This is a genomic window from Enterovibrio norvegicus DSM 15893 (assembly GCF_900115495.1).
Classification (GTDB): Bacteria; Pseudomonadota; Gammaproteobacteria; order Enterobacterales; family Vibrionaceae; genus Enterovibrio; species Enterovibrio norvegicus.
Genome location: NZ_FOWR01000048.1, coordinates 1 through 22,538, shown reverse-complemented (window position 1 = coordinate 22,538; position 22,538 = coordinate 1). Strand labels below are relative to the sequence as shown.

Genomic DNA, 22,538 nt, shown 5'->3' with positions numbered 1-22,538 from the left:
GAGTGCGCTTGACCACTTTCTAATTATCACATGCCCATCATGCAGCCTGAGACCGTTGCACTAACCTTATGATATGTGTCGAGTAAACATGAGTGATAAATGAGATGCCACTCTATGAGTCACTCATTGTCTTCAAACGAAACAAAGTACTGGTCAGCATCGAGATCATTTCAAAAATGCCGGTCTGTGCCTGGATTAACAATAACAACACTGCCTCAGAAACCTCCCTTCGGACGCTTATTAACTAAGCGTCCTTTTTTTGGTCATTCGTTTTTGAATTTATGGGTCTTGTCTCTGTGTAGCCAATTCACGTTCATTAATCCTGGTACGGTTAACGGTGTTTTCTTTATGGTTTATTCCACTATTGGATCGACTTAACTGAGGTTAACCTATAAGTTATAGTGCATTAAATTATATTTTCTTTTTATCTACTCTATAACCAGTATCCTATTGAATTAACGTCGGAATATAACATATCTAGGGTTATGTTCTGCAATGTTTCATCTTGTGTGATCGAATGATTGTCTTCTTCCTTAGGGGTTGCTATCACCACGAATCTCAGGGGTCCATTTACCGTTAATGCGTTGAAGGGATAGCAGGTTATCAAGGTTAGACGGTCGTCCGCCGTATCTTGAATCCATTGCGTTTCTGACTCGTCGACGATGTTAAAATCACGAATCTGGTAAAGGCGCTGTTGTCCACTGCCGTCCTCAATCGCAATATCATCACCGATTTCAATCTGGCTTAAGCCTGCAAAGTGCGTGTCGTTGTGCCCATAGATAACCATGTTCCCTTGTTTGCCAGGCAATGCGGTGTTCATTTGAAGCGTGGGCCCAAATGCCAAGTTTCGCGCGCTTGCGCCAGACAGCACCCATTGCGGAGATTCACCATTGACGCCCATTTTCGCAATCGGGTATGTGTCGGCCCACGGCCAAGGGCGATGAACGCCCCCTGTTCGTTGTTGGCTCTCCCATGCATGCGCGATGAGTAATTGTGCCAACTCAGCCTTGGCTTGAATGTAAACACCGTGCCCAAACAGCGCGAGTCCCATCATAAATACTGAAAAGATCACGGCTTTGCGAAGGCTTATTATTTGGGCGAAACCATTAACGTGTTGAAAGTAGTGACCATACGGTTTGACTCGTACCTTAAATACGCTCATGACAACGACTCCCACACCTCGCGATCTTGGCGCATTCGACCTGACCAGCACCAAGCAAACACACTGAGTATGACGATAAGACCACCAAACAGCATTGCCATCGTGCTTCCCAATCCGCTTTGTAGCATCACACCATTTGACCCATTCGCTGAATTCTGAGGCTTGTGTGGATTGATACTGAACGACGCGGCTTTTTCATCAAGAGGACGTGTTGGTGTTTGGTCAATCGCGATCAAACTGGTGTGCTTTGTCACGATGTGATGGTCTAGCCCCAACTGGGTAATGCGTTTCTCTTTTTGGTCAGCGCTCAAGGTTTGATCTAAGGTAATGCTTTCAATTTGTTTGCGCGCCCAAAGCACATCAATGCCCGTTGCTTGTCCGGCGCCTACGTTTTCTAAATCAATGCTGTAATTCCACGATTGTTGATTTAGCTTGCCTGACAGGTTGAGGGTTTTAGCGTCCGAAGGAATTTTGAAGGCTAATGTCAAAGGTTGGTGCTTATACAAATCCGGCACCGGCGAAGGCCATGCATCAACAGGTGTGCCGTCTTGCCACGTCACTTTAATGTCTTGCATCACTGGGCTTGATAGTTTGTCGAAAAGCGGCTGTAAGGCACTGACCACTTGGTTGAGCTGGCCTATATGTGTAAAGGTTCCCTTTCCGCTGATCGCCGCGCGCTGCATGAATGCGCTGTTTGGCGCTGAGCCAATTCCCACAGTGAACAACCTTCTGTTTCCCAGCCCTTCTTGGATTAATGCATAGAGCTCCGCTTCGTTACCAATGGCACCGTCGGTGATGAAAACAATTTGGTTCGCGTAGTTTTCTTTTGGCGCATATTCGTAAGCAAGCTTAATGGCGCCAGCCATTTCCGTGCCACCGTCGGCTTTGAGTGATTCAACAACAGAAATGGTTTCCCCGATATTTTTAAGTGAGGCGATGAGTGGTGTGTCTGACAAGTATGCTGTTTCATCATTAAAGATGATCAGATTAAAATAATCGTTCGCATCAAGACGGTTTAAGGCATAGATAACCGCCTCTTTTGCCTGTTCCATTGCGTCTCCAAACATGGATCCTGATACGTCTAGAACAAAGGTAATGTTCTGCGGAATGCTGGTTCTTTCATTCGTTTGCGGCGGCATGGCCATGAGCAAGCCATAACGCGTTTCACTTTCGAGTTCGACGCTTGAATTTGCGCTGGTTTCCATTGCTGTATCTTGCACAAACATGGCGGCAACAGGACTAAAGCCCGCAGTTGGACGCCATATCAATTCGAAATCTTTATTGGCGAGTTCCATTTGACTGAGCGTGACGGCATAACGCGTCAGGGATATTTGTTGAACGTTGATCGCCGCGGATGGGCTTTCGACGGCATCCAACTCAAGCCCTGTGTTCAAATCTATGCTCAGCGTAAATTGAATGTCGCCATCAATCAGCGGATCACGATAGTCAGGGGTGATTTCATTGGCATCCGGTACTTGAGGCGTGGCTACCGCCCAGCCATTGTGCATTTGTGCTAAAACAGGCGTTTCTTGCGAAACCGAATCACCTGATGATATCGCCTTTGCGGCATTCTCTGGTGAATTTGCTTCCTCATTGCTGCCAACAACAACCTCTGCATGAACAAGGGCATTTGCACTGTCACTCTGAATCGCTTTCTCTGCAGGACTAAGCTGGCCAACAGAAGGCACAGGTAAACCAGGGATGTATTTTTGCGTAAAAGTCGTTGGGAAACGGAGGCTAAATTCCCCGTCTTCATACTTCACGGTTTCTTGGTATTCAATTTCGACAATGATGGTTTCTTCTGGTGCGACATTCGCTATCTGAGTCGAAAACAGGTTCGAGCGATGTTGCTCAACCAACGAGGTTTTCTTTCCCTCTGCTGCGGCTTTATCAAAAGCGTCGCGTGCTTTTTGCTTGGGTTGGATTTCACCCACAATGATGCGCTCGCCGACTCGAATGGTCAGTCGATCCACCGCTGCGTTTTGTGGCAATGGAAATAAATAACGCGCATTCACCCAACTGTCTGTCGGGTTCGTGAACGTCTGCGTCACAGTAACGCGATTAATCAATCCATTCACTTCCATGTCAGCATCGGTTGAAAGCTGTGGGGCTTCGCTCCATAGATTCTGATGGCTGTTCACCATTTGAAGAAATAGCCCGCCTTCTTGCTCATTGGCCAAGGTAACAAACGGTGTAGCGATAAAAAGCAGCAGCGCCAATGTCCACAGCTTGAATTGACGTTTTGCAGCGACAGCATTTTCACTGTCATTTTTGGACTCTAAACCTGATGGTTTGACGTTGGGTAAGCATGCCATTGCTTCGTCCTCTCTGTGTTTTGAATGGCATCATTACATCAAATCATTCTGTCTGTTCTGGGGTTCAATTGTGGCTAATTAAGACCAATTATGGCGAAATTGTGGCAAACCCACACATATAAGTTATAGTGCGTTAAGCCAATAACTCTCATGCCAAAGAGCATATGACAACGCGAAAGAACATCGACTTCTGAACACTGACGTCCACAAGCATTCGCGTGCGGTTTTATATTCTTTTTTCACTATTTTTTTGTTCCCAATACACCTTATGATTTCCATGCTCAGGACGCGCTTCTTTCCTTCAGTTGTTGATGTATAAACAGAAAGAAGCGCGCGGTTTACGTTATTTTCACGACACCTTGCATCAAGCCATCTAACCCGCCGTACACTGTCAGGCTATCGATTTTCTCAGCGACTTTTTCCAGCGCTTCTAGCTCTTTGAGACGCATTAGCGTTGGGTTGTTTTCCATCACTTTGGCCGTGTTGTGCAAGCTTCGCGTTGCGGCTGTTTCTTCTCGACGTTTGATCACGTTGGCTTCAGCAGATTTCTGCGCCTCCACCACTTGGTTCAAAATCCCTTTGATATCCCCCGGCAGAATGATGTCTTTCATGCCTACATTGCCCAGCGCAACGCCGATATCAACGAGTTGTTCTGTCACCAGTTCTCTCACCGTTTCGCCGACATAGAGTTTATCCAACAGAAGATCATCCAGTGTCTTAGTGCCAATGGCTTCCCGAAGCGCAAGTTGAAGCAGTTTGTACACGTAGTCTTCAAGTTTTTCGACATTACTCGCGGCGATTTTCGCATCGATAATACGGAGGCTCGCCGTTAAGTTAATCCGCAAGCTCACACGATCTTTTGTCATGATTTCTTGCCCTGCAATCTCTAAAATTAGCGTACGCGTATCGAACGACTTAAGCGTCACGTCGCGATTGAATTGCCAATAGCCGTATTGCCCTGGCTCGAGCGTTTCCACCAGCTTGCCATCGACATAAAGCAATCCCACATGGTTGTTCTTCACCACGGCATTCATGATGGGCTTGATCGCGACGGTCTCTGCACTTCGAATCAGTCTTGTGGCGGTATTTGCACCCGCTTTGTTCACGAGAAACAAGGTTTGTTCGGTGAGTTGCAGTTGCGTGCTTATGTCGATTCGTTCAACACGAATATCACCCGCATCTTTCCAAAGAAAGAGTCGCTCGCCTGGCGCAACCACTCCTCTCAGCATGTCATTCAAAAACAATAAGCCAACTTCTGTATCATTCAGCTTTTCATGTGTGATCTGCTCACGCAACGCAACATTGCTTTGATACAAGCGCTCACCGTTTACTGGAGAGAAATACAGCGTATCAATGTCAAAGCGCTGAAAGCTAACCTCATCGGAAATATCCCACACCTTATGAGTGCCCGGCATAAGCACATCCGTGAGTTGTTGGTTTTTGAATACCAGTGCGCGTTCATTTTCTGCAATTTTAATGGTTTTTCTAAACATCATTTTCTTCCTTAAATTACCGTGCTAAATCATTCGTCTAATCACGAGCAATTTTGCCAAGGTGTTGAGCGTAAAAAGGACAAACATGCCAATAAGGGGCAAGCAAAACTTGTGGTTCAGGAGGCGTCCTGCCTGCTAAATCTCGCTGTTTCATTTACGTCTCACTGGCAGTGGCCAGCCCGTTTTACGCCGTGTTGCGATACATAAAGTTATTGGACGGGAATTGAACCCGCGACAAACGAAATTGCTTTCGCCGCTCTACCAACTGAGCTACCAATTGGGTACTAGAGTAGGAATCGAACCTACGCACACAAAACGTTGTTTCGTCGCTCTACCCCTGAGCTATCTAGTCATTAAACGGAATCGAACCCGTAACAGTGGAAACTGCCCCTCTCCAGAGGTGTGTGATCGGAATACACAGTCACAATGTGACGTGCACCAGCGTGAACGTTTGAGTCACCACCGCTAATCACAGACTCAGTATTCCAAGTTGCGTGCCAAACACGTTAAGAAACAGGAAAATAGTTTTATGTGGATGTTTATGTTTGCTTTTTTAAACCAGGCACCAAAAAGAGTGTTGCTTACCCTTCAAAAATAAACACACGATTTGATTAGTTTAGATATGCCTTCTATCCATATAGATAGGATTAAATGTCTGGGCGAAGGGAAAAATAGAAATGAAGACGATTGCGCTGAGCTTGTTGGGGACACAGCTAGACAGAATTGGGAAACACGTCGATCGCCTCCACCGTTGGCGTCCTAATGTGAGTCTCGTCAGCCAAGAAGATCTGCCGATAGATGAAGTGTACTTGCTTCATGACAATCACAACCTGCGTCTTGCCAAAACTGTCGCATCAGACATTAAAGCGGTGTCGAGTGACACCCAGGTGCATGTGTGCGAAATGAACTTCCTCGATCCTTGGGATTTCGAAGAGGTTTACGCCAAGCTCTATGATTTCTGTGAGTCCATGGATTTTGATATCGAGAACAATGAGTACCTTTTCCACATTACGACGGGCACGCACGTTGCTCAGATCTGTAGTTATCTCTTAACGGAAAGTCGTCATTTCCCCGGTAAACTCATTCAAACCGCCCCTGACAACAGTAAGGAAGACAAATCCATTGGTCGTATTCAACTCATCGATCTGGATTTATCGCGTTATGACCAGCTCGCTACGCGCTTTGACAATGCAAGCCTTCAAGGCGAAACCTTTCTTAAATCAGGCATAGAAACAAAGAACACCGCTTTTAACCAATTGATTTCCCAGATAGAGAAAGTGGCTATCCGTTCGACCGCCCCTATTCTGCTTACCGGCCCAACCGGCGCTGGGAAAAGTCAGCTCGCTCAACGTATTTATCAACTCAAGAAAATGCGCTCGATGTTGAAAGGACAGTTCGTTGTGGTGAACTGTGCGACGTTAAAAGGCATGAACGCAATGGCTGCCTTGTTTGGGCATACCAAAGGCGCATTCACCGGCGCCTCATCAGCGCGTGAAGGTTTTCTTATGGCTGCCAATAATGGATTGCTGTTCCTCGATGAAATTGGCGAGCTGGGCTTAGAAGAGCAAGCCATGTTGTTACACGCTATCGAACACAAGCGCTTCCATCCCGTAGGCAGTGACCACGAAACCCAAAGTGATTTCCAATTAATAGCCGGAACCAATCGCGATCTCAAAGCCATGGTCGAACGCGGAGAGTTTCGAGATGACTTATTGGCGCGCATTAACCTATGGACCTATCAACTCCCGGCTCTGAAAGACAGAAAAGAAGATCTGGACGCCAACCTTGAGTATGAGTTGCTTTCTTTTTCTGAGAAGCACGGACACCGCGTCAGATTTAATAAAGAAGCAAGAAATGCGTTTCTCCAATTTGCTCATTCAAGCAAGGCAACGTGGCAAGGTAACTTCCGCGACCTTAGCTCTGCCATTACACGTTTAGGCACATTGGCAGACTCTTCCCGGATTTCTGTCGAAGACGTGAATGATGAAGTGCAGCGACTTCGTGCATCGTGGTCACCGAGTGATGCCCCTACTTTGGCCTCTTCATCTTTAAATGTACTCAGAGATGATGTGCTCATGGATTTAGACGACTTCGATAAGCACCAGTTACAGTTTGTGCTCGATGTTTGCGCACAACATGACTCCATGGCCGCAGCAGGACGTGAGTTGTTCAACGTCAGTCGGACGAAAAAAACGCAAGCCAATGATTCATCGCGACTTCAAAAGTACTTGGCTAAATTTGGTCTTAACTGGAAGGCACTAAAGAACGGATAGTGACCAATAAACACGTGAATCTTGAGGTGCTCGACACAATCTCGTTGAGCACTTCATTCACCTAACTGGCGAATTATGCATAATCTCTTGTACTCACCCCGAGAATTTTCTCACCTTAATGCGTAATCAGTCACTAGGGTGAATAAACAGAATTAGTAACTATTAATCAGAATATTAGGCGTAATAACCCGCAGCGATAGTTAGGCAATAACAAATACATTCGCATGTCTAATTATTAACGCAAATAACCACACTGTTTATGAATATATTGATGACCACTTTCACCCTAAAAAGGCTCATCAATCATGCAAAAACGATCCTTACACCGTTCAAGGATTTCAACAAGCTTGGCGATCGCACTGGCGCTTGCTTCTCCGTACGTGTTGGCTGAAACAAACACAGCCGCCAGCCCTGTCGCGACCTTTAACAACAATTTCTATAACGATTTGGAAGGCGCGCTTTCGGGCTATGTCATGTTTGCACAGCACGCCATTATTCCTGCCAAGCAACATATTCCAAACGATACTCAGCCTCACCTGACCGGTGCGCGCAACACCTTGGTGATGATGAAACTGTCGGAGCGCGATAAACATGCGAAACAAGTGCGCGTGTCTGTGTTCGACAAAGACAATGCATTAAAAGCACAGTTTGATATGGCCTCTCCCGATGCGCTTCCTAGCATTGCAGGGAGCGGGCTTTCTGCGGGCCTAAACACTGACGATTTCAAGATACCAAGCGCTTATGACCGCTCATTTTCGGGCACCAGTACGCTGAAGAAATTTGAAGACGCGTCGTTCTTTACTGAGCAGCTCAAGCAGTTCAGTGCTATTCAGCTTAAAACAGCCGATGGCGCATGGGTCAGCACGTTCACGCTTCCAGACTCAAATGTGGCTAATGGCCGAACGGTCGTTGTTTCCTCTGAGGCTGGATACCGCTCAACAGTGAAATATTCGGGTAAACGCTTGTCCGTCAATCGTGGTGAAACACGCGTTTTTCGTTACCTCAACGGAAGCTGGTTTAGCGACGTAGATGCGAACGCAGGCCGTGTGAAGTACGGTGATTTTTGGTCTGTCGCTATCGATGCAACATTCATTGAACCTGGGGTGTCCTTTGCTTTCACCGCTAATGGCAAACAAGGCACATTAAAAGGCGTAAATGTCGGCGCGCCAACACAGGTTTTTCTGAACACCATCGATGTAGGTATGTTGACGCCTAACCGCGATCAATTCGAGATGCAAACGCAGCCTGAATTGATCCGCGAATACTTCCAACAAACGCCCACCAGCAAGCTTATCGTTAACAATTTCACGCCACTGCACTTTAAAGAAGTCATGATGCCTGATGGCACACTGCTAACAGATTTCGCCCCTGATACTGGCGGCGTGCACAAAGGCAGCATGCGCGAAACCATTGGGAAGCGCTTAATGTCGCTCGGCATCAATAACGCCAACTACGGCATTCATTCATCCGCCCCCGGAGGAAGCCACCCTTACGCAACCGCACAAATCAGCGCACATAACACCCTAGGGCGTTATGAAAACGGTGTCGTGGTGCATGGTCTTTCTGGCGGTGCTGGCATCGTGACACTGCTAAACAGTAAAGGGAACGAATTCAGCCATGAGCTCGGCCATAACTATGGGATGGGCCACTATCCGGGCGGCTTTAATGGTTCAGTTCACCGTCCTCCAAATGCTGTTAACTCTACATGGGGCTGGGACGCAGATACCAATACGTTCATTCCAAATTTTTCACGAGTGAAGACGGACAAAGCAACGTGCCTTAACGATCAATGCCAAGAGGCATTTGAAGGCTTTGCATTCAATAAGGATGCGATGGCTGGTGGTGGTATCTACGATGCGACCTATAACAATTACACGCTCCATACACCGTATACTGCGCAGCGTATTCAGCGCTTTCTCGAAAACAAAGCCGTGTTTGATACGTCGTCGCCAACGGGTTTTTCAACGTGGAATAACAAAACCCAAGCCATGGAAGCGTGGACACTAAAGGTCGACAATGCAACCACTGCAACTGCGGGTCCTTCTCAGGTGTCGAAAGCAAGCTTAACCGCGCTGTTATCGACGAACACGCTGATCAATATTTCATTTAGCAACGGCGATTGGACGCGCGATATTTATCTGCCCAATGCGAAGCGCTCGAATACCGACAAAGTGATCAGTATCGCGCACCGTGCGGGCTATACCTCTAGCGTGCATGTGAACAATACTGTTGAAACAATTCAAAACGGCAATACATGGCACTATGTTTCGAATGGAAAGACTTGGAACCGCACAAATAAACCAGACTTGAGTGTTGCTCGCATCCCCAAAAAGCAAGGTATACCTATTACGACGCTCTTCGGTTACTACGATCCTGAGAACAAACTACGAAGTTATGTCTACCCAGCAACCCACGGTGCATATGGCATGACGTACGCCCAAGACGGCGCGAACGCGACTTGTCAGCTAAACGTTGAGACTCGCCGCAAAGGTACGTTGCATTTTGCTTTGTCAGATAAACGTTTCTCTGCAAACCAAATGAACCAGTTCAACGTGAATATCGAGCGCTCCGCAGAGGTGCTGAACGCGGAAGTGCGTTGTAATGGCAAAACACTAAGCACCCGACAAATCGATGCAACAGACGTTAAGCCAACTGTCACCACCATTGGAGGTGACAACGTCACTAAACCAAAAGGCTGTATTGTAAGCCTCTCTTCTGGCGCAAAGTACTGTTTATCAGTAGGAAAAAGTGCTGGCTATTCTTTGCCAAGCTGGATAAATCGCCATGAGGTGTATGTTCAAGCTGAGCCTGGCGCTAAGGTGGTGTTGTCTGATTACGATAACCTTTCGTACCGTCGCATTGCGTCATTTGAAGGGACGGTTGAAAACCGAAAACTCTCCAATGTACTCGCACAAAATGGCGACTATATTGATTTCTCAACCCCTCGCTCTATGCGCGTAGAACAAAGCTCGACACCGCTTGGCTGCATCGTGAGCTTAACAACCCGAGAGCAATACTGCTTACCCGCCAATCAGCGTTCTGGTTATGCACTGCCAAGTTGGATCAGAAAACACGAGGTGTATGTCTATGCCGACGAAGGCGTGAAGGTTCGCTTGGGCGATTGGCCAAACCTTTCTTACAACCGAACGGCGACCTTTAGCCAAAGCATGACAAATGAAGAACTTAAATCGGTAAAAGCACGCAATGGACAGTATCTTGATTTTTCAAGGCCGCAATCCATGGAAGTGAAATAGTGCACTACTCCGTGCTAAGTCACTGACTGGGTTAACAACAACCCAAGCTAAAACGAAAATGGGCGCGTAATGCGCCCTTTTTTATTTATTGCGGCTATTTAGCACACAGCGCATGCCTACAAAAGTGATATCAGCGGCAATGACTAGCTAACGATTAACTCGGTGTACCCCGTGTCATCATCATACTCTCGCGTAAACGCCATGGCAGGAAAAGAAAGTAAGCATACTTCTGCCGTATGGCTGACGATACTGCCTTCCATCAGATGCCCTCCAATCATTTTCCCCTCACGATCTGCGGCAGAAAGATGAAGATGCACATGTTCTGGCGTTAACGTGCCTGAAACGGCGATGATTTCATAGGCGCCCTCTAACGTGACAACAGAGTGACCATCAGCCAAACGCAAAGAGAGCGTAGATAAACACCCCACAACAGAGGCGATACAACCGGCCTGAATATTGTTGGATTGAACAGATGCGAGAATGGAGTGTTTTAGATCAGCCCCTCGCGTTAAGCGAAAGGCTATCGGAGATACTTGTGAATTCATTTGAAAGATTTATGCGGGAAAACATTGCGGATACGCTGTTGAACTTTGCTATCAATCCCTTTGGAGAGCACCAATTTGGCGGGTTTGAAACGATTTCTATACACTTTCACCGTTCCAGTGAACGGCGTGCGTTTACAGATCTCAGCACAGTCATGCAGAAAGCCGTGCGGGACTTTTCCCTTTGTTTTCGTCACCTCGCCATCTTTAAAGCGAATATAAACAATGGGACGATCGACCGCGATAAACGCAAACAAAGCAATGAAGCTAACGGCTAAGAAATACTCCATGATCTCACCTTACATGTCTAACAAGCTACTCAAGTCTTTCTTGAGCGCATCTACCTTTTTATTGGCGTTTTGAGAACGGTTAGCTTCACCTAACAAGTATTCAATCGTGTCAGACAATGTCGCATCTAGGTCTTGCGCCTTCAAGGACAGCTTTTCCCAAACACGAAAATCAAGATCGATTGATTTCTTGCGTGTGTGTTCTTGTTCAGCATTAAAGTGACGCTTACGCTTCGCACGAATGGCTTGCTTCAGTTTGTTATCAAGATCAGGAGACATGTGTTCAGTGATCCATTCGATCACTTTTGTTGGCTCGTGTTCTATTGACAATAAGCTGTTTACAGCGGCTTGCGCCTCGCTCGTATCGATATATCGCGTAACGTTGGCCCCTTCTTTATGCTTTTTGACCACATAGGCCCACTTCCATCCAGCTTCGAGGTTTTCAAGTTGTTGATATTTCATATTCTTAGTATGTTTTTAGTTGAGAGCAATAAAAGACATTAATACAGTGACAGCGTAACAGTAGATTATTTTTTAATCAAACGCATCTTGACTTATCCCTTTGATTTCGGCGATATCATTTTCAAACTCGTGACGTTCAGCAACTTATTTCGCCGAACGTCGCGATAACCGTGTATCAGGGGATGATCTTATCTACTTTGCAAGGTCTTCTTCCTTTATACTCTCGGTAAATAACACACCAAGAGTTGAATCCCAGACGTATGCAAGAAGTTACCTGGCAGTCCGTAGTTCCCCAGTTTTCGAATGTTGAACAACAGATTGAAAACTACTCAGCCTTAACCGCAATGACCCCTTGTGCGTTGCAACCAAGGTTAACAAACAGCATTCAGCGTCTTGTGCATGAAGTGCACTTTCCACGTTTGCTGCTCGTCACGGCGCCAGATGTCCATGACTACCTTTCTATTGTGAAAGATATCGTGGCCAACAAACTCCCATCGACTGATATGCCCGTGGTTGTCGCTGAGAATTTCGATGAAACTCAATTGTTTGGCGCAGTGTACCCCACCAACGAAGATGTGACAATGTCACGGAGTGTTGAAGGACTGCTTCACAAAGCAAATGGCGGTGTACTTCTCATTTCTCTAACAGGTGTCATCAGCCAACCCAATATCTGGAGCCGCCTCAAGCACGTATTGTGCACCGGCAACCTACCTTGGAAAAGCGCAAAGCCAGACACTTATTGCGAACTGCCTAACCCATCGGAATTATCAGTACGCCTGATTGTTATCGGTGACCGCTCATTGATGAATGATTTCGAAGATGGCGAGCCAGAACTGCATGGTTTAGGCATCTATACCGAATACGAACCCGATATGCTGCTTACGCCAGAGAGCGTCGACGATTACCTTTCTGTGTTAAAAGGCTTTCAATCTTCCTATGGGGTAAAACCACTGACATCTGGCGCAGTAAAACGCGTGATGCAAGCAGGCGTGCGCTTTACGGAAGACCAAGACCGCATGCCACTGTGCCCGCTATGGATTCAGTCACTGCTTCGTGAAGCCGATTACCAAGCAAAAGGTGACAGCGTCACTGAAGACGATGTACAACAAGCCATTAGCGAGAAATACTACCGTGAATCTTACCTGCCACTTCGCGCCGTAGACGACATTCATAAAGGCCAAGTCTTCATTGATACCCGTGGTGAGCACATTGGTCAGGTTAACGGCTTAACCGTTGTTGAAATGCCAGGACACCCTATGGCGTATGGCGAACCGGCACGAATCTCTTGTGTGGTTCACTTTGGTGATGGCGACATCTCCGACGTAGAACGCAAAGTCGATTTGGCTGGCAACATTCACGCCAAAGGTATGATGATCATGCAAGCCTTCGTCAGCGCAGCGCTTGATCTTGATGAGCCTCTACCTTACGCCGCCTCTATCGTGTTTGAGCAATCTTATTGTGAAGTCGATGGTGACAGCGCCTCTCTTGCCGAGCTATGTGCATTTGTCAGTGCGTTGGCTCAACAACCTATCAACCAAAGTATTGCCATTACAGGTGCCGTTGATCAATTTGGTCGAGTGCAGGCCGTTGGTGGGATCAATGAGAAAATTGAAGGTTTCTACCACATTTGTGAAAACCGTGGCCTAACCGGTTCTCAAGGCGTGATTTTGCCGAAAACGAACCTCAACGCTTTGTGCCTAAGTAACGACGTGGCAACGGCTATTCGCGAAGGCCAATTCCACCTTTGGGCGATTGAAGATGTTGAAGAGGCATTTCCGCTCATTACTGGACTTCGTTTCAGTGGCGATAAAGAACAGCCAGAAGAAAAACTTGCTCAAGAAGAGCAGGAAGAACAAGAAGAGACCCTGTTAGATAAAATAGCAGAGCGTATTGAAGCGTTTCACCACGGTGAGCATCGTCACATATCACTAATTTCTAAGCTTAAAAGCTGGCTCCTTCACTGATCCGAGTTGTTTGGCGTACACGTGTACGCTAAAGTGCCACTATCTTTTCGAAGGAACAGTATAATGCAAATGAAACGCCATTCTTACACTAGGGAAGACCTGCTAGCTTCAAGCCAAGGTGAACTTTTTGGACCAGGTCGTCCACAGTTGCCAGCGCCAAACATGTTAATGATGGATCGTATTGCCAACATCACTGACGAAGGCGGTGACTTTGGTAAAGGTTTCATCGTCGCTGAGTTAGATATCAGCCCTGATTTGTGGTTCTTTGATTGTCACTTCCCTGGCGACCCAGTTATGCCTGGTTGTTTGGGACTTGACGCAATGTGGCAGCTTGTTGGCTTCTTCCTTGGTTGGATGGGCGGCGAAGGTAAAGGCCGTGCATTGGGTGTTGGCGAAGTGAAATTCACTGGCCAAGTGCTTCCTACCGCGAAGAAAGTAACCTACGAAATCCAAATGAAGCGCGTTATCAACCGTAAGTTGGTTATGGGCGTTGCTGATGGTCGCGTATTGGTAGACGGTAAAGAAATCTACGTAGCAAAAGACCTGAAGGTCGGCCTTTTCCAAGATACGTCTTCTTTCTAAGCCGACATCATCATGTTTTCAAAAACCGCCCTTGTGGCGGTTTTTTTTATTGGCATGAGATACGAGATACGAGATACGAGATACGAGATACGAGATACGAGATTTTTCCAGTCCACCATTCATAGACAAGCTCTGCCTGCACTTTTCTTACCTATCCTAAGCGTTCTGCGCGCTCAATTCACAAGACGGCGCTTTTCCGTTTGTTATCCGCCCTAACCAATAAGTTATAGTGCGTTAGATGAGCAAGCAAAAGCCCCTGTTCAAGGGGCTTGCTAAGATGTGGTTTAGGAGTGGGTTTACTTCATGTTGGTCGTTTTTGTATCTCGGCCATCGCGCCAGCCACCTAACCATTGACTGCGTGCGTCCATGGCCTGATAAGGACATGTCTCAGAGGATCGACCGTTTATACCCGCTTGATAGCCTTTTGCTTGTGCACGTTCTAAACGATCTCGCTTCTGTCTTTTCATATTTCCGCCCTCTTATCCTTCGACGTTTTCATCTTTACGGTGCGGTGTTGGTCATGTTGACGTTTTATTACCGCACCCATTAAGACTTATTCATGCTCAGAGAATAATCAAGCATTGGGAGGCTCATCCTCCAAAAATTTGTGAGAGTGAGCCAGAAAAGAAAATTACTTTTTACGACGCATTGCGCCCGCAAGCGCAAGAAGACCCAAACCTAAGAAGCCAACACTGCCACCACTACGCGACACTGTTTGATCATCGTAAGTGCGTTGTGAAATTGTTCCGCTGTTATTTCGAGTCAGTTTTACCGCGACAAGTTCTTCAGTACCGTCACAAAGCGCGTTGTGTGCAGTTGAACGATATCCACCAGCACAGTAAAAAGCAGATGCTGCAATGTCGCCGTTATCAGCGATATCGAAAGCCTCAGCAATACGGTATTGGTTGTTGGTGTCTGAAGCAGCACCACCATTGGTCAAATCATCAAGCAACCAACCACGGGTATTTTGGAACGTAGCTAAGTTTGTTGCTGAACCATGAAGGTAAATGTAACCACGCTGACGACGAGCACGGTCACGCGCAGATTCAGTATCAACCTTACCCACTAGCTCATTATCGTTGTTAATTGATGATGCCGTGGCGTTATAGCCAGAGAAAAACAATGAACTTTGAGATGGGCCTAGGAGCGTTGTAGACGCGCCTTCGTTGATAAACACCGTTTCCGCATAAGCACCGCTTGAGCGACGGAAGTTCTTGGCAATACCCGCGACAATGCCATTCTCATTAATGTCATTCGCAACGGTGTAAGAATAGATAATGTCGCCACCTTGACGAATCTCGATGCCAGGGATAAGTGACATTGTCCAACAACGTTGGCTAGGAGTACTCTCGAGAGAAATAAGGCAATTCGCAAAATCCGCAATCGGCGTATATTTCACGGCACGAGCATAGAATCCGCTGTCGTTGTAAGTATTAAAACCGACCATCGTTGGTGCAGTGTCGCTGGTGAGGATGGAGGCTGCTTTTACCGACGCTTGCGCGGTATCGTCAGTATTGCCAGTGGCTCCATCAGGAAAATCAGCGATCACGCGTGCATTAGCTGCATTCGTTGTATAACTAGAAACCCAAATTGACGCCTGATTAGCAAATTGGAAATACTGACAAGCACGATCGGAGTAACTCGCAGTTGATGAACAACTGTTCAAATTGCCAAGGCCTGAACCTTCAGGCGCTTTGTTTCCGTTCCCCGTATCTGCCATGTTGGCAATAGACGCAGAACCAAACGTAATGACATCTGAACCGACTGTAATCGCTCCATTGGCATTGGTTTGACCGATGGTAGAGATAACCGTTCCCAATCCTGATGGTGGAAGCAGTTCAGTTGCATCATTAAAACCACGGGTCTTAAACGCTCTCGCGTTAACAGCACCATTCTGATAATACGGACTACTTGACGCACCTACCGCATTGCCAGCATCTGAGATCTGATTGATAACAACGTTGGTAGAATTTGCATTAACAGAACCTGCTGGTGGTGTGCTGACGCCGGCACCAAAAGGATTGGCTCTTAAGCCATCAACAGAGGCGGTACTGTTAGACGTATACCCGTTGTTCCATGCGTCGATTTCCTTCTTCAGGCCGCCGTCACAAACTTGTTCACTGTCTTGGCTATCACAGACTTCACCAGTGGCTTTGATGCCATACCATTGTTCATCCGCCCAAGCATCACAGGTGTTGTAACCGAGGTAATTATCACAATAGTTATCAAGGTCGTCATAACTATTAATGAAATGCTCTTCATCTACCATGTAGGGCATTTCTTCTGAATAGTTCAGCCCAACAGGCCCACGAAGCACTTCTACCGCGATTTTCGAGCTATCGGCTGCAATCGCCGTTGCCGCCGAAGATTGGCCGCTTGAAGCCCCAGTTTCTTGGGTAACATTGTAAATCGCTGCACTTGCAAGCGTTGGTAACCCAGCAACCGCGAGTGCGATTGCTGACAATTTGAATTTGTTGAACTGCATTCCTAATCCTTTTGCATTTCTTCGAGCTCTTCCCAACGTTCAAAGGCAACTTCTAACTCTGCTTCAGCTTCGCTTAAGCGTTGAAGCACAGTTTGTGTTTCATCATTACTACGCTGGAAGAACGCAGGGTCGTTGACCGACTCCTGAATGTGCGAAATTTCATTTTCTAAGTTTTCAAGTAGCTGTGGAAGCGCTTCAAGCTCTCTTTGCAACTTGTAAGACAGTTTTTTCGTTGTCTTTTTCGCTTCTGGTGCTTTTTTCGGCACTTCTGCTGATGTTTCTGGCTTTGTTTTCTGAGGTTTACTGGTCTCGGTTGCTTTCAAGTAGTTCTCACGTTGCTGCATTGCATCGTGATAGCCACCCACAAACTTACGAATTAAGCCATCCCCTTCAAACACCCAGCTATGCGTCACTGTGTTATCAACAAATTGACGATCGTGACTCACTAACAGCAAGGTACCCTGATAATTGGCAAGCAATTCTTCCAAAAGTTCCAGAGTTTCGATATCCAAATCATTGGTTGGCTCATCGAGTACCAATAAATTGGCAGGTTTCAAGAAAAGACGCGCCAGCAATAGACGGTTTTTCTCACCACCAGACAGAGCTTTTACTGGTGTACGCGCGCGACGAGGATGGAACAAGAAATCTTGCAGGTACCCAAGTACATGGCGTTTTTTCCCGCCCACATCGACTTCAAGTTTGCCTTCAGCAAGGTTGTCGATCACTGTTTTCTCGGGATCCAGCTTTTCACGGTATTGGTCGAAATACGCCACATCGAGTTTCGTGCCCACATGGAAAGAGCCTGAGTCAGCTTCAAGTTGCTGCAGCATCACTTTGAGCAAGGTACTCTTACCACAACCATTGGGCCCAATTAAAGCAATGCGATCTCCACGCATAACGTTGAAGCTAAAGTCCTCAATGAGGCGCTTCTCACCCCATTGGTAACCGATATTTTTCGCTTCAAAGACGATTTTGCCTGAACGCGCAGCATCATCCAGTTGGATGTTAGCCTTACCCATTACATCAACACGTTCAGAGCGCTCGCGACGCAATTGCTTCAGTGCACGCACTCGGCCTTCGTTACGGGTACGACGCGCTTTAATGCCTTGGCGGATCCACGTTTCTTCTTGCGCAAGCTTCTTGTCGAATAGCGCGTTTTGTTCAGCTTCAACACGCAACGCTTCCTCTTTGCCCTCTAGGTACATTTCATAGTCACCAGGGAAAGAAGACAACATACCTCGATCAAGATCTACAATGCGGGTTGCCATTGAACGAATGAATGCACGGTCATGCGAGATAAAGATGATCGAACCTTTGAAATCTTTCAGGAAGTTTTCCAACCACATAATGGTTGCCACGTCCAAGTGGTTGGTTGGCTCATCGAGAAGAAGAATGTCAGGATCACAAACCAACGCACGTGCCAATGCGGCTTTACGCTGCCAACCACCGGACAGCTCAGAAAGCTTCTTGTTTCCATCAAGCTTCAAGGCGTCCAGCACTTGCGTGATTTGGTTTTCAAAGTGCCATGCACCATGATGGTCGAGCTGCTCTTGCACGCGAGCCAAACGGTTAATGTTTGTTTCGCTTGGATCGGTTTCCATCAAGCCTAGAAGCTCGTGGTACTGCTTTAATAGCGCCCCTACTTCCGCCAAACCTTCAGCAACATAATCAACCACAGTGCCTTCCGCATCACGCGGAGGATCTTGCTCAAGGCGTGATACCTTCAAATCTGTTTGACGGTTAATGCTGCCATCATCGAGCAGCACGGTGCCGTGAATCACTTTCATCAGTGTGGATTTGCCTGCGCCATTTCGGCCAACCAAACACACTCGCTCACCGGGTTGAAGAACAAACTCAGCTTTATCCAGTAATGGATTGTCGCCATAGGCAAGCTGCGCGTTGGTGATATTAATCAATGCCATGTGTATCTAACCATGTCTGTAGTAATGAAGAATCGAAAGGCCAGCCCAATTCACTGAGCACTGAACCGTCTTCATTTTGAAGAGATAATACGGGAATAGTGACGCCGTAACGTGAAAAAAGCACGTCATCAAACGCAATGTCGATAACGCGCAAAGCCGTGGTGTTACCCACGGCTTGATAAAGTGCAAAAGCCTCTTCACAAAGGTGACAAGCTTCCGTGCTGTAGAGGACTAACGCCATTAACCTTCCTTGTGGGTCACGATCCAGCAATTATGAATGTGTTTGTTTCGTTCGAAATCGAGCGGAATAGAACGATCTGTGATGTTTCGTGCAAACAAGCCCAATTCATTCAACGCATCAAAATCCATTTTGAAGTTACGCTTGTTGTTCGAGAACACGATTTCGCCAAGAGGACGAAGCAAACGCTTAAGATCCGTCATCAACTTGAGGTAGTCTCGCTGAACATCAAACGTGTCTTCCATGCGTTTAGAGTTAGAGAACGTTGGTGGGTCGATGAAGATAAGGTCATATTGACCATCAGCCATTGATAACCACTTCAAGCAATCAGATTGAATGAACTGATGTTGACGCCCTACTTTGCCGTTGAGCTTCATGTTGCGTTCAGCCCACGCTAGATAGGTTTTTGACATATCTACCGTCGTGGTTGAACGCGCGCCGCCCACTGCCGCATGCACAGTGGCTGTGCCAGTGTAAGCAAACAGGTTCAAGAAATCTTTACCTGCCGCCTTCTCACCCAACAGCTTACGCGTGTAGCGGTGATCCAAGAACAGGCCTGTATCCAAGTAATCTTGAAGATTCACTTCCAGCTTAACGCCGTATTCTTGTACTTCCATGAAGCGTTTGGCTTCACCCAGTTTTTGATACTGATTCGTACCCTTTTGTTTTTCACGTGTCTTCAGTATCACGTTATTGGCGTTAACACCCGTCACGGTGATAGCAGCACGAACAACGTCCAGTAAGCGGCGGCGTGCCGTTTCTTCAGGGATCTCTTTTGGTGCCGCGTATTCTTGAATGACGATATGATCTTTGTAGCGGTCAATCGCCACGTTGTAGTCAGGCAAGTCAGCGTCGTACAGGCGGTAGCATTCTAGGCCTTGTTGTTTCGCCCACTTCTCAAGCTTTTTGATGTTCTTGCGAAGACGGTTAGAAAACTCAGGTGCCACATCTGATACTGGCGCTTTTTGGCCTTCTACAGGTGCAACTTCACCGCGTGCAGTGATCTGGTACGTTTTCATCACACAATCAAGTGCGCCGTTACGAAGCTTGTAGTTGCTCTCTGCGCGCATACGCAAACAGCTCAGCAATTCGTCTGAACCCGAGTAGATAGAGGCAACCGACCCTTTAAATTCTGTTTTCAGCTGAACACCCAGTTGGGTATAAAGCGCGATCAAGCCTGGTGTTGTGCCTAGACGCTCACCGTACGGAGGGTTACAAATCACGTGGCCCGTTTCAAACCCTTCAGGCTTGCTTAACGTTGCTGCGTCGCTCAATTCAAATTTAATCAAGTCAAACACGCCGGCACGTCGCGCGTTGGATTTAGCGGTTTCAAGCACACGCGCATCGTTATCAAAGCCAAAGAAACGCGTTTCACATTTCGCAGGGCCTTTCTTCGATTTGAACGTGACTTCTGAATGTACTTCCATCCACTTCTCGCGGTCGAAAGATTTCAGAGATTCAAAGCCCCAGCGTTTGCGCTTTAGGCCTGGTGCAACTTGCGCCGCCATCATAGCTGCTTCAATAAGCAATGTGCCTGAACCACACATAGGGTCGAGCAAGGGTTGATCAAACGTCCAACCGCTTTTCATGACAAGCGCTGCTGCGTTGGTTTCACGAAGTGGTGCTGCGCCCGCCTCTGTGCGGTAACCACGTTGGTGCAAACCACTACCAACCATATCGATACCCAACAAGCCGTTTTCACGCGACAAACGCATGTGGATACGCAGGTCTGGTTGCTCACGGTCGATGCTTGGGCGATCAAGATCCGCTTTTACAAAACGGTCAACGATGGCGTCTTTTACTTTTAACGCGCCGTATTGGCTGTTACGGATCTCACGGTTAGTACCGTTGAAGTCGACGGCAATGCGTTTTCTTTCACTGAAATATTGTGGCCAGTTAATTGCTGACGCACCCAGATACAGGTCCATGTCATCACGTACATCAAACTCGCTCAGAACAAGAATGAAACGGGATGCGGTGCGGCTCCATAAACAACAGGTATAAAGCGTTTTTTCATCAGCACGAAAACGCACGCCAGCGTTAACCGCTTTCACGTTGCTTGCACCGAGTTGCTCTAATTCTTCTGCTAGAAGGTTCTCAAGACCGCGGGAGGTAATTGCTAAATATTGATTCATGGAAATGTATTCTGAGGAATGTTGCGCGCGATTATAACTGAATTAAATGGACTTCGCTCAACTCTGCATAAGACTTCGTTCGATTTATCCAAAACAAACGGGTCTTACGCTCTTATTGCTGCATAAACAGTCAGATTCTATTCAGGATAAATGTTCTCAGGTTCGTACAGTAACTCGTGAGAACAATACAAAACGACACCAACACGCTTAACAAGGTAAAGCCCTAACTTTTGTTTGAGCTCTTTCGATGAGTGTCTGACAAGGACAACCTAATCCCGTTCAATTGTAACTTCCCCGTACGCTATTCTCGTGCAAAAAAATGTTTCCATTAGGAAACAAAACTCCGCCACGCCCTTCAGGCAAAGACTATTCACCCTAGCGCTGTCTTCAAAATAGTTATTCCTTTTCATAGTAAGCACACACTTATCCACAACGTCACGAAATGGAAAGAATCTAAATGCTAAAGCCACCGTCACTATGTCTTATTGGGAATTAATAAAACCTCATAAATCTGGTATATACCAACAAGGGGTTTCAGTCCTAAATGAACACATTAAAGGGGAAAAGGATGAGGATTTGTTTCTGTTCTATGCCCTATTTTCGCTCTAATGAGCAAATACACATGAACAAAAACCATACCAAATGATTAGAAATACGTGATAGGCATCACGTCAAGTGATTGGAAAATAAGCGAAGAAAACATGAGGCAAATACGGGAAATTGTATGTAACAAACCCATAACAGTGAGAGATTGATGCAAATACGACTCACAGAGCGCGTGCATTATATGTTTTAGAAGCGTGTTTTTGTTGAATGTTTACGCGGAAGCTATTCATTTAGAAGAGATGAAACGTTTCCCCTTCTTAGATGCCCTGAACTCAGAATTTAACATGATAGCCGCTATCAAGGAGGCACATTCAACACCTTTGGTGAGTAACAATTTGTTTGATACAACAGCGATTTCAGCAGGATTAACGATAAAGTTGTCAGGCGTTGAGTAAGCGAAAATGGACGAGTATCGCCCTTTTTTGATCAACAGAACCATGCAAATAGTTGGAGGATTTAACGACAAGATGATGAGGAGTAAAAGCAGATATTGAGAACGTGAAGAAAAGAAAGGCTGATAGGAGACTGTAACTAATTTTGTGTAACTGGCTATCACACCATACTCTAATGAGAGTTAAGGATAGGCAGATGCGCATGAACAAGAAAGAACTCGAAGCTTTCGCAAAGGAAGCAGCCAAAGGTATCAAAACACCTGAGGACTTGAACGAATTTAGCCAGATGTTGAAAAAAATCACCGTCGAAGCAGCGTTGAATGCTGAAATGGATGAGCACCTAGGCTACGAAAAACATCAAAAGTCGCCATCAAACAACAGTCGGAATGGCACGAGCAGCAAACGTGTCAAAACCGAAGAGGGCGA

16 protein-coding genes and 2 tRNA genes are annotated in these 22,538 nt (G+C 46.6%); 5 read left to right on the top strand and 13 right to left on the bottom strand.

Features of this window, described 5'->3' with window-relative positions:
• Positions 1 to 433: 433 nt before the first annotated feature.
• From BM082_RS21445 to BM082_RS21425, 5 genes are all read right to left on the bottom strand, one after another.
• Positions 434 to 1,162 carry a class GN sortase gene (locus BM082_RS21445; RefSeq protein ID WP_017013618.1) on the bottom strand — a complete coding sequence of 243 codons (729 nt, stop codon included), beginning with the start codon at positions 1,160 to 1,162 and terminating at the stop codon, positions 434 to 436.
• Entirely contained in the window at positions 1,159 to 3,477 is a 2,319-nt protein-coding gene (locus tag BM082_RS21440; protein WP_074928543.1) for a marine proteobacterial sortase target protein, read from the bottom strand. The genes BM082_RS21445 and BM082_RS21440 overlap by 4 nt, the downstream gene beginning before the upstream one ends.
• A gap of 338 nt (positions 3,478 to 3,815) precedes the next feature.
• Positions 3,816 to 4,973, bottom strand: a complete 1,158-nt coding sequence (locus tag BM082_RS21435) for a slipin family protein (protein WP_241814525.1) — start codon at positions 4,971 to 4,973, stop codon at positions 3,816 to 3,818.
• Positions 4,974 to 5,179: 206 nt separating this feature from the next.
• Positions 5,180 to 5,250, bottom strand: a tRNA-Cys gene (locus BM082_RS21430).
• Positions 5,249 to 5,323 (bottom strand) — tRNA-OTHER (locus tag BM082_RS21425). Before BM082_RS21425 ends, BM082_RS21430 begins: the two co-directional genes overlap by 2 nt.
• 324 nt (positions 5,324 to 5,647) lie before the next feature.
• Between BM082_RS21425 and rtcR the strand changes: the two genes are divergently transcribed.
• Both rtcR and BM082_RS21415 read left to right on the top strand, forming a co-directional pair.
• Complete coding sequence (rtcR, locus tag BM082_RS21420) at positions 5,648 to 7,243, top strand: RNA repair transcriptional activator RtcR (RefSeq protein ID WP_017013615.1); 1,596 nt, start codon at positions 5,648 to 5,650, stop codon at positions 7,241 to 7,243.
• Positions 7,244 to 7,548: 305 nt separating this feature from the next.
• The gene (locus BM082_RS21415; RefSeq protein ID WP_241814524.1) at positions 7,549 to 10,497 is read left to right on the top strand and encodes a M66 family metalloprotease; all 2,949 of its coding nucleotides are present in this window, start codon (positions 7,549 to 7,551) and stop codon (positions 10,495 to 10,497) included.
• 143 nt (positions 10,498 to 10,640) lie between these two features.
• On the opposite strand, the gene BM082_RS21410 is transcribed toward BM082_RS21415, so the two are convergent.
• The 3 genes from BM082_RS21410 to matP are packed head-to-tail and all read right to left on the bottom strand — an operon-like array spanning position 10,641 to position 11,788.
• The gene (locus tag BM082_RS21410; protein ID WP_017011047.1) at positions 10,641 to 11,042 is read right to left on the bottom strand and encodes a PPC domain-containing DNA-binding protein; all 402 of its coding nucleotides are present in this window, start codon (positions 11,040 to 11,042) and stop codon (positions 10,641 to 10,643) included.
• The gene (locus BM082_RS21405) at positions 11,039 to 11,329 is read right to left on the bottom strand and encodes a DUF3634 family protein (RefSeq protein ID WP_017011046.1); all 291 of its coding nucleotides are present in this window, start codon (positions 11,327 to 11,329) and stop codon (positions 11,039 to 11,041) included. Before BM082_RS21405 ends, BM082_RS21410 begins: the two co-directional genes overlap by 4 nt.
• Before the next feature lie 9 nt (positions 11,330 to 11,338).
• Complete coding sequence (gene matP, locus BM082_RS21400; protein WP_017011045.1) at positions 11,339 to 11,788, bottom strand: macrodomain Ter protein MatP; 450 nt, start codon at positions 11,786 to 11,788, stop codon at positions 11,339 to 11,341.
• Between the two features lie 260 nt (positions 11,789 to 12,048).
• Here matP and BM082_RS21395 point away from each other — a divergent pair, with 260 nt between their 5' ends.
• Complete coding sequence (locus tag BM082_RS21395; RefSeq protein ID WP_017013613.1) at positions 12,049 to 13,752, top strand: AAA family ATPase; 1,704 nt, start codon at positions 12,049 to 12,051, stop codon at positions 13,750 to 13,752.
• A gap of 63 nt (positions 13,753 to 13,815) precedes the next feature.
• A complete protein-coding gene (gene fabA, locus BM082_RS21390) occupies positions 13,816 to 14,334 on the top strand; it encodes a bifunctional 3-hydroxydecanoyl-ACP dehydratase/trans-2-decenoyl-ACP isomerase (RefSeq protein ID WP_017011043.1) in 519 nt (172 codons plus the stop codon).
• 296 nt (positions 14,335 to 14,630) lie between these two features.
• On the opposite strand, the gene rmf is transcribed toward fabA, so the two are convergent.
• From rmf to rlmKL, 5 genes are all read right to left on the bottom strand, one after another.
• A complete protein-coding gene (gene rmf, locus BM082_RS21385) occupies positions 14,631 to 14,801 on the bottom strand; it encodes a ribosome modulation factor (protein WP_017011042.1) in 171 nt (56 codons plus the stop codon).
• A 164-nt stretch (positions 14,802 to 14,965) separates the two neighbouring features.
• Entirely contained in the window at positions 14,966 to 16,819 is a 1,854-nt protein-coding gene (locus BM082_RS21380) for a DUF3466 family protein (protein WP_017013612.1), read from the bottom strand.
• Between the two features lie 2 nt (positions 16,820 to 16,821).
• The gene (gene uup, locus BM082_RS21375) at positions 16,822 to 18,741 is read right to left on the bottom strand and encodes an ATP-binding cassette ATPase Uup (RefSeq protein ID WP_017013611.1); all 1,920 of its coding nucleotides are present in this window, start codon (positions 18,739 to 18,741) and stop codon (positions 16,822 to 16,824) included.
• On the bottom strand, positions 18,728 to 18,982 hold the full coding sequence (locus BM082_RS21370; protein WP_017007591.1) for a glutaredoxin family protein: 255 nt from the start codon (positions 18,980 to 18,982) through the stop codon (positions 18,728 to 18,730). The genes uup and BM082_RS21370 overlap by 14 nt, the downstream gene beginning before the upstream one ends.
• Positions 18,982 to 21,114 (bottom strand): bifunctional 23S rRNA (guanine(2069)-N(7))-methyltransferase RlmK/23S rRNA (guanine(2445)-N(2))-methyltransferase RlmL, encoded by a 2,133-nt coding sequence (gene rlmKL, locus BM082_RS21365; RefSeq protein WP_017013610.1) that lies wholly within the window; start codon positions 21,112 to 21,114, stop codon positions 18,982 to 18,984. Before rlmKL ends, BM082_RS21370 begins: the two co-directional genes overlap by 1 nt.
• Positions 21,115 to 22,314: 1,200 nt before the next feature.
• Between rlmKL and BM082_RS21355 the strand changes: the two genes are divergently transcribed.
• A partial coding sequence (locus BM082_RS21355; RefSeq protein WP_244276057.1) for a transposase occupies positions 22,315 to 22,538 on the top strand: 224 nt, incomplete at its 3' end.

Coding starts and splice junctions, on each gene's coding strand:
- BM082_RS21445 (WP_017013618.1), bottom strand. CDS start 1,162: ATGAGCGTATTTAAGGTACGAGTCAAACCGTATGGTCACTACTTTCAA.
- BM082_RS21440 (WP_074928543.1), bottom strand. CDS start 3,477: ATGGCATGCTTACCCAACGTCAAACCATCAGGTTTAGAGTCCAAAAAT.
- BM082_RS21435 (WP_241814525.1), bottom strand. CDS start 4,973: ATGATGTTTAGAAAAACCATTAAAATTGCAGAAAATGAACGCGCACTG.
- rtcR (WP_017013615.1), top strand. CDS start 5,648: ATGAAGACGATTGCGCTGAGCTTGTTGGGGACACAGCTAGACAGAATT.
- BM082_RS21415 (WP_241814524.1), top strand. CDS start 7,549: ATGCAAAAACGATCCTTACACCGTTCAAGGATTTCAACAAGCTTGGCG.
- BM082_RS21410 (WP_017011047.1), bottom strand. CDS start 11,042: ATGAATTCACAAGTATCTCCGATAGCCTTTCGCTTAACGCGAGGGGCT.
- BM082_RS21405 (WP_017011046.1), bottom strand. CDS start 11,329: ATGGAGTATTTCTTAGCCGTTAGCTTCATTGCTTTGTTTGCGTTTATC.
- matP (WP_017011045.1), bottom strand. CDS start 11,788: ATGAAATATCAACAACTTGAAAACCTCGAAGCTGGATGGAAGTGGGCC.
- BM082_RS21395 (WP_017013613.1), top strand. CDS start 12,049: ATGCAAGAAGTTACCTGGCAGTCCGTAGTTCCCCAGTTTTCGAATGTT.
- fabA (WP_017011043.1), top strand. CDS start 13,816: ATGCAAATGAAACGCCATTCTTACACTAGGGAAGACCTGCTAGCTTCA.
- rmf (WP_017011042.1), bottom strand. CDS start 14,801: ATGAAAAGACAGAAGCGAGATCGTTTAGAACGTGCACAAGCAAAAGGC.
- BM082_RS21380 (WP_017013612.1), bottom strand. CDS start 16,819: ATGCAGTTCAACAAATTCAAATTGTCAGCAATCGCACTCGCGGTTGCT.
- uup (WP_017013611.1), bottom strand. CDS start 18,741: ATGGCATTGATTAATATCACCAACGCGCAGCTTGCCTATGGCGACAAT.
- BM082_RS21370 (WP_017007591.1), bottom strand. CDS start 18,982: ATGGCGTTAGTCCTCTACAGCACGGAAGCTTGTCACCTTTGTGAAGAG.
- rlmKL (WP_017013610.1), bottom strand. CDS start 21,114: ATGAATCAATATTTAGCAATTACCTCCCGCGGTCTTGAGAACCTTCTA.